This window comes from Geodermatophilus sp. YIM 151500 (genome assembly GCF_025716945.1).
Taxonomy (GTDB): Bacteria; Actinomycetota; Actinomycetes; order Mycobacteriales; family Geodermatophilaceae; genus YIM-151500.
This window is the reverse complement of record NZ_JAOVZT010000002.1, coordinates 61,900-76,732: the sequence shown is the minus strand read 5'-3', so window position 1 is coordinate 76,732 and position 14,833 is coordinate 61,900. Positions and strand designations below refer to the sequence as shown.

14 protein-coding genes and 2 pseudogenes are annotated in these 14,833 nt (G+C 74.3%); 7 read left to right on the top strand and 9 right to left on the bottom strand.

Annotation, left to right across the window (positions count from 1 at the left end; all coding sequences use genetic code 11):
- Positions 1 to 14: 14 nt before the first annotated feature.
- Both OF117_RS04000 and OF117_RS03995 read right to left on the bottom strand, forming a co-directional pair.
- Positions 15 to 503: pseudogene (locus OF117_RS04000) on the bottom strand (SDR family NAD(P)-dependent oxidoreductase); the annotation flags it as partial.
- 53 nt (positions 504 to 556) lie between these two features.
- The gene (locus tag OF117_RS03995; protein ID WP_263551512.1) at positions 557 to 739 is read right to left on the bottom strand and encodes a hypothetical protein; all 183 of its coding nucleotides are present in this window, start codon (positions 737 to 739) and stop codon (positions 557 to 559) included.
- On the opposite strand from OF117_RS03995, the pseudogene OF117_RS22220 reads away from it, so the two are divergent.
- Together OF117_RS22220 and OF117_RS03990 are read left to right on the top strand one after the other, a co-directional pair.
- Positions 663 to 992, top strand: a pseudogene (locus OF117_RS22220) (monooxygenase family protein); the annotation flags it as partial. The gene OF117_RS03995 and the pseudogene OF117_RS22220 overlap by 77 nt on opposite strands.
- 187 nt (positions 993 to 1,179) lie before the next feature.
- On the top strand, positions 1,180 to 1,617 hold the full coding sequence (locus OF117_RS03990) for a VOC family protein (RefSeq protein ID WP_263551511.1): 438 nt from the start codon (positions 1,180 to 1,182) through the stop codon (positions 1,615 to 1,617).
- Here OF117_RS03990 and OF117_RS03985 read toward each other — a convergent pair.
- The gene (locus OF117_RS03985) at positions 1,557 to 2,144 is read right to left on the bottom strand and encodes an SRPBCC family protein (RefSeq protein WP_263551510.1); all 588 of its coding nucleotides are present in this window, start codon (positions 2,142 to 2,144) and stop codon (positions 1,557 to 1,559) included. The two genes, OF117_RS03990 and OF117_RS03985, sit on opposite strands and share 61 nt — an antisense overlap.
- 134 nt (positions 2,145 to 2,278) lie before the next feature.
- On the opposite strand from OF117_RS03985, the gene OF117_RS03980 reads away from it, so the two are divergent.
- Positions 2,279 to 3,064 (top strand): alpha/beta fold hydrolase, encoded by a 786-nt coding sequence (locus tag OF117_RS03980; protein ID WP_263551509.1) that lies wholly within the window; start codon positions 2,279 to 2,281, stop codon positions 3,062 to 3,064.
- Positions 3,065 to 3,166: 102 nt separating this feature from the next.
- Here the strand turns inward: OF117_RS03980 and OF117_RS03975 are convergent, their stop codons facing one another.
- Both OF117_RS03975 and OF117_RS03970 read right to left on the bottom strand, forming a co-directional pair.
- Entirely contained in the window at positions 3,167 to 4,705 is a 1,539-nt protein-coding gene (locus OF117_RS03975; protein ID WP_263551508.1) for an MFS transporter, read from the bottom strand.
- A gap of 82 nt (positions 4,706 to 4,787) precedes the next feature.
- On the bottom strand, positions 4,788 to 5,300 hold the full coding sequence (locus tag OF117_RS03970; protein ID WP_263551976.1) for a GAP family protein: 513 nt from the start codon (positions 5,298 to 5,300) through the stop codon (positions 4,788 to 4,790).
- 308 nt (positions 5,301 to 5,608) lie between these two features.
- On the opposite strand from OF117_RS03970, the gene OF117_RS03965 reads away from it, so the two are divergent.
- The 4 genes from OF117_RS03965 to OF117_RS03950 all read left to right on the top strand — a co-directional run bounded on the left by OF117_RS03965 (position 5,609) and on the right by OF117_RS03950 (position 9,699).
- A complete protein-coding gene (locus OF117_RS03965) occupies positions 5,609 to 6,106 on the top strand; it encodes a TOPRIM nucleotidyl transferase/hydrolase domain-containing protein (RefSeq protein WP_263551507.1) in 498 nt (165 codons plus the stop codon).
- 86 nt (positions 6,107 to 6,192) lie between these two features.
- On the top strand, positions 6,193 to 7,617 hold the full coding sequence (locus OF117_RS03960) for an APC family permease (RefSeq protein WP_263551506.1): 1,425 nt from the start codon (positions 6,193 to 6,195) through the stop codon (positions 7,615 to 7,617).
- Between the two features lies 1 nt (position 7,618).
- Positions 7,619 to 8,098, top strand: coding sequence for a universal stress protein (locus tag OF117_RS03955; RefSeq protein ID WP_263551505.1), 480 nt, complete (start codon positions 7,619 to 7,621; stop codon positions 8,096 to 8,098).
- A 98-nt stretch (positions 8,099 to 8,196) separates the two neighbouring features.
- Positions 8,197 to 9,699: a hypothetical protein gene (locus OF117_RS03950; protein WP_263551504.1), complete on the top strand. Its 1,503-nt coding sequence runs from the start codon at positions 8,197 to 8,199 to the stop codon at positions 9,697 to 9,699.
- Between the two features lie 121 nt (positions 9,700 to 9,820).
- Here OF117_RS03950 and OF117_RS03945 read toward each other — a convergent pair whose 3' ends face one another.
- From OF117_RS03945 to OF117_RS03930, 4 genes are all read right to left on the bottom strand, one after another.
- Positions 9,821 to 11,497, bottom strand: coding sequence for a DEAD/DEAH box helicase (locus OF117_RS03945; RefSeq protein WP_263551503.1), 1,677 nt, complete (start codon positions 11,495 to 11,497; stop codon positions 9,821 to 9,823).
- Positions 11,498 to 11,758: 261 nt separating this feature from the next.
- The gene (locus OF117_RS03940) at positions 11,759 to 12,832 is read right to left on the bottom strand and encodes an adenosine deaminase (protein ID WP_263551502.1); all 1,074 of its coding nucleotides are present in this window, start codon (positions 12,830 to 12,832) and stop codon (positions 11,759 to 11,761) included.
- 163 nt (positions 12,833 to 12,995) lie between these two features.
- The gene (locus OF117_RS03935) at positions 12,996 to 13,817 is read right to left on the bottom strand and encodes an ABC transporter permease (RefSeq protein WP_263551501.1); all 822 of its coding nucleotides are present in this window, start codon (positions 13,815 to 13,817) and stop codon (positions 12,996 to 12,998) included.
- Positions 13,811 to 14,767 carry an ABC transporter ATP-binding protein gene (locus OF117_RS03930; RefSeq protein WP_263551500.1) on the bottom strand — a complete coding sequence of 319 codons (957 nt, stop codon included), beginning with the start codon at positions 14,765 to 14,767 and terminating at the stop codon, positions 13,811 to 13,813. The genes OF117_RS03935 and OF117_RS03930 overlap by 7 nt, the downstream gene beginning before the upstream one ends.
- Between the last annotated feature and the right edge of the window lie 66 nt (positions 14,768 to 14,833).

Below are 14,833 nucleotides of genomic sequence, written 5' to 3'. Positions count from 1 at the left end.
TCGCCGCGCGGCCCGAGCTCGACGTGCAGCGCCTCGCCGAGGGCCTGCACCCAGGCCTTAGTGGCGTCGTAGTGGGCCGCCCCTGGCGCCCCCTGGCGGCCCACCAGCGAGCCGAACAACACCATCCCGCCACCCCGGGGCCGGGCGGTGAACCGGGGCGCGAACCGGTGCGCCAGGCCCAGCACGGCCCGGCAGTTCACGTCCAGCATCTCCAGCTGTTCGGCCAGGTCGGCGTCCAGGAAGGACCCGGCCGTGCCGAACCCCGCCGCCTGCACCAGCAGGCCCACATCGAGATCCGCGGTCTGCACGGCGACCTGCCGGGGTCCGGACGCCCCGGCGAGGTCGACGGCAAGTACCCGGGTCTGCACGCCGTGCTCGGCGTGCAGCCGCTCGGCGAGCCCGGCCAACAGGTCGGCGCGGCGGGCGACGAGCACCACGTCCAGGCCGGTGGCGGCCAGGTGCCCGGCGCACGCCTGCCCGATGCCGGAGGAGGCGCCGGTCACCACGGCGCATGGGCCGTAGCGGCCGCGGAGCCGCGCGGCGGTGCGCGTGCCGTTCACCGCTGCACCGCGGTGATGGCGGGAACCGGTGCGGACGCGGGCGCCGGCGTCCCGACGTCCCGGGCGCGGACCCGGCCCAGCTCGACGACCGCGGCGGAGCCGATGGAGGCCATCATCAGGCCCACCCCGGCTCCGGTCAGCACCGTCGCGGGCAGGAACCGCACAACCACTCGTGTCATGCGACCAGGCCGCTCGGCCACCGAGCGGCCGGACGGCCTGCTCGACCACGAAGCGCTGCTGGAATCGGCGGTCCCCCTGCACGTCGGCATGCGCCAGTGCTGGCGCGACCTCGACTCCCTCGAGACCTGGACCCGGTCGGACCCCCACCGCACCTGGTGGCGGGGCTTTCTCCGCGACACCGGCGGGACCGGCTTCTGGCACGAGACGTACCTGGTGCGCGGCGGCATGGCAGCGGTCCACGACGATGTCCCGAAGCACATGGGCCTGGCGGCCTTCGCGCCCGGGCGACGACGTCCACCGGTGATCACGGCGGCCGCTGCAGCGTCGCCGGGAGCGCGCGCCCACCGCCTCCTTCGCCATCGCGAAGTGGCTGTCCGTACACGCGGTCCCGAGCTCCGGGAGATCGACGCCGTGCGGACCGCTGACCTAGCGTCGACGCATGGCCATCAAGCTGGACAACGTCGGCATCGCCGTCCGGGACCTCGAGGCGGCCATCGCGTTCTTCACCGACCTCGGGCTGATCGTCCTCGGCCGCGACACGGTCAGCGGGGACTGGACCGACACCGCCGTCGGTCTCGACGGCAACCACGCCCGCATCGCCATGCTGCAGACGCCGGACGGCGGCGGCCGCCTCGAGCTGTTCGAATACGTCCACCCCGCCGCGATCGAGACCGAACCGACCCGGCCCAACGAGATCGGCATGCACCGCGTGGCCTTCGCCGTGGACGACATCGACGAGGCGCTCCGCATCGCAGCGCGGCACGGCTGCCACCCGCTGCGCGGCGTGGCCACCTACGAGGACGCGTACAAGCTCACCTACGTCCGAGGCCCCAGTGGCATCCTCGTGATGCTCGCCGAGGCGCTGCAGAAGGGCTGACGCCGGTCGGCAGGACCGGAGGGACTCCGCACGGCCGGGACCCGACTGCGCTCAGCGCTCGGCCGGCGTCCGACCACCCCACGCAGTCGGGTCAGGCCTCGCTCGAAGTCCGGGCCCACCATCGCGTCCATCGGCTTGACGAGGCTCATCACCCGGACGCCGACAGTCTCGCGGCCGGTCATGGTCCAGGTGACCCGCGAGCCGGCTCCGTCGGGTTCGATCGAGAAGCGGGTGTCGTTGCGGGCCTTGAACGGTTCGTCGAAGGCCAGGTCGATGCACACCCGCGAGGACTCGGTGGCCTCGACGACGGTCATCCGGCCCGCGCCGGCCTTGCGGTTGCCCGACCAGGCGTACACGGCGCCGACCCCGGACTCGGCACCCGAGTACTCGCGGTGCATGGCCGGGTCCACCTCCTCCCACGGTGACCACGCCGTCCACCGGTGGAGGTCGACGATCCGCTCGTACACGCGCTCGGGTGGCGCGGCCACCGTCGCCGACCGCTCCACCGTGTACGTGTCGTGCGCCATGGCGGCGGAGCGCAGTGGATCTTCGGCGGCGGAGTCATACCCCTGCTCCACGGCCGTCACGGCGCACGCGATGAGTTCCCCGACCCCGGCGCGTCTGATCCGTGACCAATCCCTGCGGCGACGGAGCAGCGCCCATGACCGAGCACGTGACGTCCTCCCGCGGCGACACCATCGGGTACGACCGCCGGGGCGAGGGCCCCGCCGTCGTCTTCGTCGCGGGGGCCGGGCCGTTCCGCGCCATCGACCCGCAGACCACCGAGACCGCCGAGCTGCTCGCCGAGCGCGGGTTCACGACGGTCGTCCACGACCGCGTCGGCCGTGCCGACTCCTTCCGCGAGGGACGGGTGGACCTGACCGACGAGCTGGCCGCCGTGAGCGCCCTGATCGACATCGCCGGAGGCAGGGCGGCGCTGTGCGGTCACTCCTCCGGCTGCGCCATCGCCCTCCGCGCCGCCGCCGAGGGCCTGCCGGTCGACCGGCTCGTCCTCTTCGAGGCCCCGCTGGACCCCGCTGCCGACGGGGTGCCGGAGTGGACCGCGGAGTTGTACCGGCTGCTCGACGCCGGCGACCGCCCCGGCGCGGTGTCGCACTACATGAAGGACATCCCGCTCGAGGTGCTCGAGGGCCTGCGGGCCTCGCCGCTCTGGGAGCCGTTCGTCGCCCACGCGGAGAGCCTGCGCGCCGACGCCCAGGCCCTGGAATGGGCCATGTCGGCACCGCACCGCGAGCTCTTCGGCACGCTCGACGTACCCACGCTGCTCGTCGTCGGCGAGGACACCTTCGACGAGATGCCGGCCGCGGCCGCGTCACTGGCGGCCGCCCTCCCCGATGCCACCCGCGCCGAGGTCGCCGGCGCCCAGCACAGCTGGGAGCCGCGTGCCATGGCCGACCTGCTCACCGACGTCCTCCGCACCCGCTAGCCGGTCCCGCCGGCTCGCGCCGGCGCGATGCAGCCTCGGGCTCGCGCCGGCGCGATGCAGCCTCCGCGGTACGGCGGTGTCGCGACGCCGGAACCGCGCGGGTCACCGGGCTCCGGACCCCGGAGCCGGTGGCGCCGCCTCGGCGGGGTGGCGCTCGACCGCGACCTCCACGGCCTCCTCGAGCAGCCGGGCGGGCGCGGCCACGGTCACCTCGACCGCCGGCTCCTCGTCGGTGACCGTGGACGGGCCGGACGTGCGGTAGGCGGCGGACAAGCGGCGGTAGGGACGACTGAGCAGGGCGAGCACGGTGGCCAGCAGGCCGACCAGTGCGGTCACCACGAACACGAGGGCCAGGCCGCGGTCGGGACCGGTGCCGAACCAGCCGCCGATCGCGCCGGCACCGGCGCCGTCGGTCATGAACGGGATGACGACGAACTGCGCGATCGGGCTGATGAGGAAGGCGGTCAGCGGCGAGGCGGCCTGCTCCACGCTCTGCGCGAAGCCGAACACCCGGCCCTGCCGCTCGTAGGGCACCACCCGCTGGAGCACCGTCTGCTCCGAGGCCTCCGCAAAGGGCATCAGGAACAGGAAGACGGTCATGCCGAGCGCCAGCAGGACGATCGAGGAGCGCAGCGGGAAGAGCGCCGTCCCGAGCCACAGGACGACGTTGACCAGCAGCAGCGTGCGGACCGGGTTCGCGCCGAGCCCGAAGCGGGCGACGGCGAGACCGCCGACGATCATCACCCCGCCCAGCGCACCCCACAGGAGACCCCAGACCTGCACAGACACCAGCGACAGGCCGTAGGCGTCCATCAGGGCCATGAACGTCCCGCCGAGGAAGTTGTTGAAGCAGGAGAAGGCGATCAGCGCGAGCAGGCCAGGAACGCCGCGGACCAGCCGCAGCGTGCCCCGGACGTCGACCCCGCGCCCGGGGTCGAGAGCAGCGTCCGACTCGCCCTGGGCGGCCGCCGAGGTGACCACGCGGCGCTCGGGGATCCGCACCCGGGCCAGGTGCAGCAGCGAGCCGGCCAGGACAACGACGGAGAGCAGCAGCACGTACCGCATGCCTCCGGCCGCCACGAGCAGGCCGCTGATCACCGAGGTGACCAGGAACGACACCCCGGAGGTAGTGCCGACCAGCCCGTTGGCCCGGTCCCGCAGCCCCTCGGGAACGAGCAGGGTGACCAGGGTGGGCAGCGCGATCGTGCGCAGGTTGCCGGCGATGACGCCGAGCATGAGCAGCACCACGAAGACCCACAGCCGCACGCTGGCCGGGTCGCGGAACACCCCGGCCGGCGTGATCAGGTAGCCGGCCAGGCAGACCAGGTAGATGGCCAGTGACGCGGCCGCGGAGGCCTGGAGCACCCGGTGCTTGCGGTGGTGGTCGACGATGCTGCCGAACCAGATGCCGGTGGACGCCGTCGCCACCAGGAAGATGCCGGCGATGAGACCGGTGGCGAACACCGAGCGGGTCTCCAGGTAGACCCAGAACGTCACCGCGAACCACAGGGTGTAGTTGACGACCGAGACCAGCAGGGCGTTCGCCAGGACGTGCGCGAACGTCCGCTGGGTGCCGCTGCGCAGGTCCAGCCGCGGAGCGCTGGTCGTCGTCCCACCTGCTGCGGTCGTCCGGTCGTCCACGGCCCACCTCTCCTGAGGGCACCCGCCCTCGTCTTCGCGGCTCGCCGTCAGGTGTGACCGGCCGGCCGGCCGGAACTGAGCGCTACAGGACCCCGAGACCGGCGAGCGCCCGGGACAGCAGGACGAACCCGGCGATGCCGGCGATCCACAGGAGGGCCTCGCGGCCGCGACCGCCCGGCCTCTCGCCCTGTCGTCCCACCCAGGCGTCGATCCGCTCGCGGCGACGTCGGTACAGCACGGCCACGCCCACCGGCGGGGTCACGAAGACCAGGCAGTAGACGACCAGCACGGCGAGGGTGGCCGGGAACGGCAGGGCGGCGTCCCCGAGCAGGGCCAGTGCGGCGAAGTACGGCAGGGCGGTGACGAGCTCTGCCGCGGTCACGTACCCGCCGTAGACGAACAGCAGCCCCGGGCGCAGCGCCTTACGCAGCAGTTCGTCGCGTCGGCGTCGCGTGCGGGCATCCACGGTCGCCGGGGCGAGGACGGCGTACAGCAGCAGCAGGCCGCCGGCGACCGCCTGCCCGACGAGCAGCGTCCGGGACTCCGCGAGGTCGCGGGCCAGGCCCAGGAGGCCGTCGATGCCGGCCAGCACCAGCAGCCCGAGGGCCGGTAGCTGACGAACACCCGGCGACGTAGGCGAGCAACCCCGGCATGCGGTGCTCGGGTCGCGACTAGGTCAGGATGACCGCGGCCGCGACGAGCGCGGACGGGTTGATGCTGTCCACGAGGGCGAGACCGACCAGCGGCAGAGCGCGGGCCGACCTCGCCGAGCGCACTCTCGGGCAGTGGCTCCGCCAGCTGGAGACCCGGTCCCGGCCGCCGACGCGTCCACCACCGTCGGGCAGAGCTGACGCTCCGAACGCGGTTGCCGCTCCGGCGCCCCGGCCGTGGATCGTCCCCGGGATGGATGCCTTCGTCCGACCGTCCGCGGCCGACGAGCAGCAGCGCACCGCTGCGGGGACGTCGGCGGTCCTCGTCATCGAAGGGGACAGCGACCGCGCAGCGCTCGAGGCGGTCGCCGTCCGTCGTGGCCGCGACCTGGCCGGCGAGGGCGTGCGAGTCCTGGCCGTGGGCGGTGCGACGAACGTCCGGCGGTTCCTCGTCTCGGGCTCGTCCGCCGGTGCCCGGGTGACGGTGCTGTGCGACCGGGCCGAGGAGGCGATCGTGCGACGCGCCTCGGCGCAGGTCGGGCCGAGCGGCGTCGAGCCCGCAGTCTTCGCCTGCGTCGTAGACCTGGAGGACGAGCTGATCCGCGCCGCAGGCGCGGCCAGGGTGCTCGACATCGTGGCCGCGCAGGGCGAGGACCGGTCCACCGCAGCAGGGCCGCTGGGGCCAGCGACGCACCTGACACCCACGGCTGACGCCCACGGCCTGACGCGCGCCGAGATCGGCCCCGGCTGAGGTTCGGCGTTCGCCGAGCAGCGGGCCGGGAGGAGGAGCACGATCATCCGTCATCAGCTCGCGCTCGACGCCGAAGCGAGGGACCCGTGGCCGAGCCCCGCACCACCGCAGTCGACGAGGGCGGCGGTCTCCGGAGGTCCATCACCGGGGCGCAGCTGTTCTTCTACACTCTCGGCGACGTCCTCGGCTCCGGGATCTACGTCCTGATCGGCCTGGTCGCCGCCGCCGTCGGCGGAGCGTTCTGGATCGCGTTCGCCCTCGGCGTCACCGTCGCAGCCATCACCGGGTCGGCCTACGCCGAGCTGGTGACCAAGTACCCGCAGGCCGCCGGTGCCGCGCTCTACATCAAGAAGGCCTTCGGCAGCACGGCGCTGACCTTCCTGGTCACCGTGTCGTTCCTGTCGGCCAGCTTCGCGGCGACGGGGTCGCTGGCCACCGGGTTCGCCTCCTACTTCGCCACGCTGTGGGAGAGCCCGCCCGCGCTGCTGGTCTCCCTGGTCTTCCTGCTGGCGCTGGTGATCGTCAACTTCATCGGCATCACCGAGTCGGTGGTGATGAACATGCTGATGACCTTCGTCGAGGTCGCCGGCCTGCTCATCATCATGCTGATCGGCGTCTGGTTCATCGCCCGGGGCGACGCCGACTTCGGGGTCCTGGCCGACATCAGCGTCTCGGGCAACCCGGCGCTCGCGGTCCTCGCCGGCATCGCCTTCTCGTTCTTCGCGATGACCGGCTTCGAGAACACGGCCAACGTCGCGGAGGAGACGATCGACCCGTACCGCTCCTTCCCGCGGTCGCTGGTCGGCGGCATGGTCGTCGCGGGACTGGTCTACGTCCTGGTGTCCATGGCCGCCGCGCTCACCGTGCCGACCGACCAGCTGGCGGGCTCCGATGCAGCCCTGCTCGAGGTCGTGAGGCAGGGCATCCTGCCCTTCTCGACCGACTTCATGACCACGCTGTTCTCCGTCATCGCGCTGATCGCGATCACCAACACCACGCTGGTCACCATCGTCACCCAGCCGCGGATCCTCTACGGCATGGCCAAGGAGGACGTCGTCCCCGGCGTCTTCGCCAAGATCCACGCCACCCGCCGCAGCCCGTGGGTCGGGCTGCTCTTCAGCGCGGCGGTGGTCGCGACCCTGCTGATCGCCGGCAGCATCTTCGTCAGTGCCGGTGGCATCGACCTGGTCAACACGCTCGCCCTGGTGACCGTCGTCCTGCTCCTGGCCATCTACGCCCTGGTGATCGTCGCATGCTTCAAGCTGCGTGGGCAGGACGAGGACGGGCGCACCTACCGGGCCAACACGCCCCTGCTGGTCCTCGGACTGATCGGCAACCTGGCCATCCTCGGGTTCGCCGTCTACGACGACCCGTCATCACTGATCTGGTGCGCCGGTCTGATCGCGGTCGGCGTCGTGCTGTTCCTCATCGAGTACTCGTTCGGCTCGCGGGACCGCCCCGCGGGCACCACGCGGGGCGATCCCGAGGCCGCCTCGCGGACGGACGCCTGAGATGCACGTCGTCGTCGCCACCGACGGGTCGCCGCAATCGCTCGCCGCGGCCCGCCACCTGAGGTCCTTCGCGGACCCCGCGAAGATCACCACGATCTCGGTGGTCGCGGTCATCCGCCCGCTGGCGTCGGTCGCCTTCGCCGACGAGATCTCCGAGACCCAGCAGCGCCACGCCGGCGAGTGGACGGGCAGCTTCCGGGAGGCGGCGCAGGGTGCCCTCGATGCGGTGGCGGCCGTCTTCGACGGCTGGGGGCCGACGGTCGACAAGCAGATCCGCAGCGGGTCGCCCGCCGCCGAGATCATCGAGGCGGCGGAGGAGTCCGACGCCGGCCTGGTCGTGGTGGCCGCCGGAGGACGCGGGATCAGCGACGCGTTCCTCGTCGGCAGCACCGCCGAGCGGGTCCAGCACTACGCACCGTGCCCGGTCCTCGTCGTCCGCCCCGCACGCCGGCCGAGGAGGACCGTCCCGCGGAAGCCGTGAGCCTGCTCCACGGAGGCAGGGCTCGGTTCACCGGACACGCCAGGGACCCGGTGAACCGGGGCGCGGACCCCCCTGCCCTTCGGGCAGGATCGGATCCCGTGGCCAGGCCCAGCATCGTCCCCATCGCCCTCACCCTCGACGACCGCACCGGGTACACCCTCTGGGCGCCGCCGTGGGAGGAGGACGGCGAGGAGTGGCAGGCGTTCCTCGGCACGAGTGACGACGACACGGCCACGGTGCTGCTCTTCCCGACCCCGGCGGCGCTGGCGGCGTTCTGCCGCACCAGCACCGACCACGACCTCGCCGACCACCCGGTCTGGCCGGTCGTCACCGGCCTCGGCGCCGACGACCTGACCCCGGACGACGAGCACCGCTACGACCTCGACGGCGTGTACGACATCGCCGCGGAGAGCCCCGACCGCTGGGCCGTCGAGGAGCTCGCCGCCACCGTCGACATGGTCGGCCGGCTGGCCGAGTGCCTCGACACCTCCGGGGACGAGGACGAGGAGACCGACGACGAGGACGAGGACGAGGGCCAGTTCGAGGCGGTGGCCGAGCTGGTCGCGAAGCCGGAGATCGGATCGCTCGGCCTGGGCGTGGACGCCTTCGTCGGCCGGTCGGGCGAGGCCGCCTGGGCCGGCGTCGGCCGGACGCTGGATGAGCTCTGGGAGGACGTCGTCGAGGAGCTGTCCGCGCACGTGGACTGGACCGGCGGCGGCACCGCGTCGCTCGACGACTACCCGCCGGCCGCCGATGAGGACGTCGACGAGGACGCCGAGGAGCAAGACGTCGAGGCGGAGGACGTCGAGGCGGAGGACGTCGAGGCGGAGGACGTCGACGAGGAGTCCGACGTCGCCGACGAGGACGCCGGCCGGGGCGGCGCGACGGCCGGCGCGGCACGCGGGGCCGGAAGGACGCCCGCCGCCTCCCCGGAGCGCCGTCCGGCGGCCGGCTCGACCGCCGCGGCGCCCGCGGAGGCGGCCACGGCGGGGGTGAGCACGATCCGCGGCCACAGCCGGATCACCGCCAGCCCGGCCGCGGTCGCGGCCGCCGCGGAGTTCTGGGAGGCCGTCGGCATCCTGCCGGTGGAGGTCGTGGTGCCGGAAGGTGCCGGGCTGACGCTGCGCTGCTACGTGGACGACGTGGCCCGCTTCCTCGGCCGCGACGGCGAGGTCTTCCTGTTCGCGACCCCCCTCGACCTCGCCCGCTTCTGCGCCGGCAAGGAGCCGCACGACCTGACCGAGATCGCCTCGTGGCCGGAGGTTGTCGACACCGACACGCTGCCGCTGCCCGCCGAGCAGGACCGCTACGACCTGGTGGCGCTGTCCGAGGTGCTCGCCGAGGTGGCCGACGGCGCCGGCGGCCTGGTGGACCACCGGGTGTTCGGCCAGCCGGTCGAGGGGGTGCGCGACATCGCCGAGTACGCCGGTCTGCGCCGGGTCGACCAGCTGCTCTCCCCCGGCACCGCCCTGGCCCGGGCGGTGGCCCGGGGCGAGCGCGAGCCCGGGCAGCCGCTACGGGCCGAGGACGCCGCGGCGCTGCGCGGGGAGTGGGACGAGGTGGTCACCGCGGTCGGCAGCAGCCTGGTCTTCCGCGACTGAGAAGGGACCCGGGCCTCCCCACCCCCACCAGCTCCGGGCGGGACCCGGGACCCTGCGCCGGCCCGTGCACGTCAGCGGCCGCCCCCGGTAACCCGGGGACGGCCGCTGACGTGCGCGTGGATCAGTCGTGCTGCCGGGTGGGACGGTCCGCCCGGCGCTCGGCCGACCACCGCGGACGGCGCTCGCCGTAGCCACCGCGCTCGGTCGACGCGCGCTCGTTCCGGCGCGGACGATCGCCGTAGGGGCGGTCGTCCCGGCGCGGCCGGTCGTCGCGCCGGTACCGGTCGTCGCGGCCCTGCGGCCGGTCGCCGTGCGGCCGATCGCCGTGCGGCCGGTCCCCGTACGGGCGGCCGTCGCGGCGCGCGCGGTCGTCCCGGGCGAACCGGTCGCCCGAGTTGCGGTCCCGGTCCTCGCGCGCCGGGCGGTCGCGGTCGCCCCACGAGCGGCGGGGGCCGGCGCGGTGGCCGCCGGGCCGGTCGCCGTCCCGACGCGGACGACGTCCGCCCGGGCCTCCGGACCGCCGCGGCTCGCGCGCCGGGCGCACGACCGGCTCGACCGGCACGCCGCTGGCGACGAGCTCGACGATCGGCCCGTCGCCCGGCCGCAGCCGGCTGACCGCCGGGTCGACCTTGGCCTGCCGGAACCGGCGCTTGGCCTGGCCGACCTGGTCGGGCAGCAGCAGCGACACGACGACGCCCTGGGCGCCGGCGCGCGCGGTGCGGCCGGAGCGGTGCAGGTAGGTCTTCGTGTCGGCCGGCGGGTCGTAGTGCAGCACCAGCGAGACGTCGTCCACGTGGATGCCGCGGGCGGCGACGTCGGTGGCCACCAGCACCGGCGAGCGGGCGTCGGTGAACGCCTCGAGCGCCCGGCGCCGGGCCGACTGCGGCAGCCCGCCGTGGATGGCCTGCGCCTTGATCCCGGCGTCCTGCAGGTGCCCGGTCAGCCGGTCGACGCCGAGCTGGGTGCGCGCGAACACCAGCGTGCGGCCGGGACGGGCGGCCAGCTCCTGCGTGATGGTGACCTTGTCGCGGAACGCGATCGAGTAGGCCCGGTGCTCGGCCGGCGGGGCGTCGTCCCCGGGTCGCTTCACCTCGTGCCGGGCCGGGTCCTTGAGGTAGCGGCGGACCAGGGTGTCGACCTCGCCGTCCAGGGTGGCCGAGAACAGCAGCCGCTGGCCGGAAGGGTCGGTCTGGTCGAGCAGCTCCGTGACTGCGGGCAGGAAGCCCAGGTCGGCCATGAAGTCCGCCTCGTCGAGCACGGTGACGACGACCTCGTCGAGCGAGGCCTCGCCCTGGCCGATGAGGTCGAGCAGCCGGCCGGGGGTGGCGATGACGACGTCGGCACCGCGGCGCAGCTGCTGGATCTGGCGGTACATCGAGGCGCCGCCGTAGACGGTGGTGACGTGCACGCCGATCGCCTGGCCGAGCGGCGCGAGGTTGTCGCTGACCTGCTGGGCCAGCTCGCGGGTGGGCACGAGAACCAGCCCGCGGGGGGCGCGGGGGCCGCGGCGGACCTCCTCGCCGAGGCGGGCGAGCACCGGCAGGCCGAAGGCCAGCGTCTTGCCCGAACCGGTCGCGGCCTTGCCCAGCACGTCGAGCCCGGCGAGCGCGTCGGGCAGGGCGGAGGCCTGGATCGCGAAGGGGTGGCGGATGCCGCGGCGTTCCAGCGCGGTCACCAGCTGCTGGGGCAGCCCCAGCTGGGCGAACGTGGGGCCGGCCGGCTCGGCGGCCGGGTCGGTCACGTTCTCGTCGGGGGTGGGGACGGCGGCGGCCTCGATGGCCGCGTCGTTCAGGGTCATGCGGGGGTGGGACTCCGATGCAGACTCGGGCGCGTCCCGTGGCGATTCGCGCGGCCGCCGATGGTCGGCGTCCTCACTGGCGATCCCCGGCGTCGGTCGACCCGGTGATCTGCACGGATGCGCACATGCCCGGACGGACCGTCCGGGAGGATGACCGGCGAGTGCCGGTACACCCACCGTAGCAGCGGTGATCACGCCGCGATTCCCCCGGACGACGTGGGCAGCGTCACCCTGCCCCGAGCGTCACCTGCCCCGCACGGGTCAGCGGAGGGCGGCGAAGCCGGGGCGGACGACGTCGTCGAGCAGCCGTCGCCGGGCGCAGTCGTCCAGGAAGGCCGCGGCGGCCGCCCGCTCGGTGACCCGCTGCACGTCGTCCCAGGACCAGCCGAAGGTGGCCGCCACGTCGGCCAGTTCGCTCGTCGCCGACACCCCGCTCATCAGCCGGTTGTCGGTGTTGACCGTGACCGCGAAGCCGAGCCGGTGCAGCCGGTCGACCGGGTGCTCGGCCAGCGAGGGATAGGCGCCGGTCTGCACGTTGGACGACGGGGCGACCTCCAGCGGCACCTCCTCGTCGAGCACCCGCTGCGCCAGCGGGCCGAGCGGCCCGTCGTCGGGCACCTCGTCGGCGATGCGGACGCCGTGCCCGATGCGCTCGGCGCCGGCGCCGTCGAGGGCGGCCCGGATGCTCGCCACGCCGGCCGCCTCGCCCGCGTGCACGGTGCGGCGCGCCCCGGCCCGGTCGAGCACCGCGATCGCCTCGGGCAGGCGGTCGGGCGGGAACCCGTCCTCGGGTCCGGCCAGGTCGAAGCCGGCGACACCGGCGTCGCGGTACCGGACGACGAGGGAGGCGACCTCGGCCCAGCGGTCCTCCTGCCGCATCGCGCAGAGCAGCGCGCCGACGCTGATCGGCGTGCCCGCCGCCGCGGCCTCCCGGCAACCGGCGGCGAAGCCGTCGAGCATCGCCTCGACGGCCGCCTCGATCGGCAACCCGCGCTGCGTCGACAGCTCCGGGGCGTAGCGGACCTCGGCGTGCACGACGCCGTCGGCCGCCAGGTCCACCGCGCACTCGCGCGCCACCCGGTGCAGCCCCTCGGGGCGCTGCAGCACGGCGACGGTGTGCGCGAAGGTCTCCAGGTAGCGGTCCAACGAGCCGGAGTCGGCGGCCTGCCTGAGCCAACGCGCGAGCCCGTCCTCGTCGTCGGCGGGCAACCCGCGGTAGCCGGCCTCGTCGGCCAGCTCGAGCACGGTCGCGGGTCGCAGCCCGCCGTCCAGGTGGTCGTGCAGCAGCACCTTCGGCGCCCGGCGGATCGACTCGGGGGTCAGTTCGGCGGGCACCACGCAAAGCTACCCACGCAGCGACTGGAGACGGGGGACGGCCGTTGGCCGCGGTCGGGCCGCGGCGCGGGGGCCGGAGGCTCCCCGACGCGGTGCGACGGCCGGGCTCCACGCGACAGGGGGACGGCCGTTGGCCGCGGTCGGAGCCCGGAGGGCGACCGTGTCACCGGTCCTGCCAGCGGAAGGTGAGCACGCACAGCACGAGGCCGACGACGCACCAGGCGGCGAGCACCAGCGCGACGCGGCCCAGCTCCCAGGTGCCGGCCGGTTCGACGGCGGCGAGCTGGTCGGGCAGGAACACCGCACGCAGGCCCTGCGCCATCCACTTGAGCGGGAAGATCGCCGCGACGGTCTGCAGCCACTCCGGCACCTGGCTGAACTGGAAGAACACCCCGGAGATGAACTGCAGCACGAGCGCGATCGGCGTCACAGTGGCCGAGGCGGACCGGCCGTTCTTGGCCAGGCTGGAGATCGCGATACCCAGCAGCGTGCAGGCCGCCGCCCCGAGCCCGGCGACCCAGGCGAAGGTGAGCCAGTCGCGACCGCGGGGCGGTTCGACGTCGTAGAAGGCGACGCCGACGAGCAGCAGGACGGCGATGATCGCCACCGTGACGGCGAGCACCTGCGCGACCTTGCCGACGAAGTAGGCGTGCCGGGGCATCGGCGTGCCGGCGAGCCCCTTGAGCGTGCCGTCGGAGCGCTCGGTCGCGATGCTGATCGCCATGTTCTGCAGGCTGGCGCCGAGGATGCCGGCCGCGGTCACGCCGGCGAGGAAGTACTGGACGAAGCCGATCGAGACGCCGACCGTGCCACCGATGTCGTAGTCGAGGATCGCCCCGAAGACGAGCAGCAGCAGCACCGGGAACAGCAGCGTGAAGACGACGGCCTCCCGCTGGCGGGAGAACTCCTTGAGCTCCACCACCGCGCGGGTGCGGTAGACGCTGGCCAGCGACGGCAGCGGCGCCGTCCGCGTGGTGGTCACCATGCCGGGTCCTCCCGCTCGTCGCGGGCGCCCGCGTCGTCGGCCGCCTCCGGCCGCTTGCCGATCATCCGCAGGTAGACGTCCTCCAGGGTGGGCCGGGCCACGGCCAGCTCGGGCACCTCGCCTCCGAAGCGCTCGGCCAGCTCGCGCACCAGCGCGGTCGGCGTCGCGGTGGCCCGCTCGCGCCGGACGCCGTCCTCGCGCCAGGTCACCACCGCCGGGGCGCTCCCCCGGCCCCCGAGGGCCGAGGGGACGGCGACCTCCGCCAGCCGGCCCCGGGCGATCACGCCCACCCGGTCGGCGAGCGCCTCGGCCTCGTCCAGGTAGTGCGTGGTGAGCAGCATCGTGGTGCCCAGGTCGTCGCGCAGCGAGCGGATCAGCGACCAGAACTGGCGGCGGGCCTCCGGGTCGAAGCCGGTGGTCGGCTCGTCGAGGAAGAGCAGCGCGGGGCGGCCGACGATGCCGAGCGCGACGTCGAGCCGGCGGCGCTGCCCGCCGGACAGGGTGCGGCCGCGGGCCCGCGCCTTCTCGGTCAGCCCGACCAGCTCGAGCACCTCGTCGGCGTCCCGGGCGTCCGGGTAGTACGACGCCTGCGCCCGCACCAGCTCCCGGACGGTGAGCTGGCTGTCCCCGGCGCCGGACTGCAGCACGATGCCCAGCTGCGCCTTCCACCGCCGCCCCGCCGACGCCGGGTCCTCCCCGAGCACGCGCACCTCGCCGGCGTCGCGGTTGCGGTAGCCCTCGCAGATCTCCACGGTGGTGGTCTTGCCGGCGCCGTTGGGGCCGAGCAGCGCGAAGATCTCGCCGCGGCGGATGTCGAGGTCCAGCCCGTCGACCGCGGTCGCGGCCCCGTAGCGCTTGACGAGGCCGCGGACGGAGATGGCCGCGTCGGGGTCCAGCGGCTCGCCGGGGTGCGGGCGGACACCGCGGTGCGCCGCCGTCGTGCTGGTCACGGGGAGCCAGTCTCCCATGACATCGCGGCCCTCCGGGCCGCACATGACACCGGGCCCGCCGGGCCG

What these genes read in the sequence shown, in the direction of transcription:
- OF117_RS03990 (WP_263551511.1), top strand. Translation starts at nt 1,180, where the DNA reads ATGGCCATCAAGCTGGACAACGTCGGCATCGCCGTCCGGGACCTCGAG.
- OF117_RS03965 (WP_263551507.1), top strand. Translation starts at nt 5,609, where the DNA reads ATGGATGCCTTCGTCCGACCGTCCGCGGCCGACGAGCAGCAGCGCACC.
- OF117_RS03985 (WP_263551510.1), bottom strand. Translation starts at nt 2,144, where the DNA reads ATGGCGCACGACACGTACACGGTGGAGCGGTCGGCGACGGTGGCCGCG.
- OF117_RS03955 (WP_263551505.1), top strand. Translation starts at nt 7,619, where the DNA reads ATGCACGTCGTCGTCGCCACCGACGGGTCGCCGCAATCGCTCGCCGCG.
- OF117_RS03945 (WP_263551503.1), bottom strand. Translation starts at nt 11,497, where the DNA reads ATGACCCTGAACGACGCGGCCATCGAGGCCGCCGCCGTCCCCACCCCC.
- OF117_RS03935 (WP_263551501.1), bottom strand. Translation starts at nt 13,817, where the DNA reads ATGGTGACCACCACGCGGACGGCGCCGCTGCCGTCGCTGGCCAGCGTC.
- OF117_RS03995 (WP_263551512.1), bottom strand. Translation starts at nt 739, where the DNA reads ATGACACGAGTGGTTGTGCGGTTCCTGCCCGCGACGGTGCTGACCGGA.
- OF117_RS03980 (WP_263551509.1), top strand. Translation starts at nt 2,279, where the DNA reads ATGACCGAGCACGTGACGTCCTCCCGCGGCGACACCATCGGGTACGAC.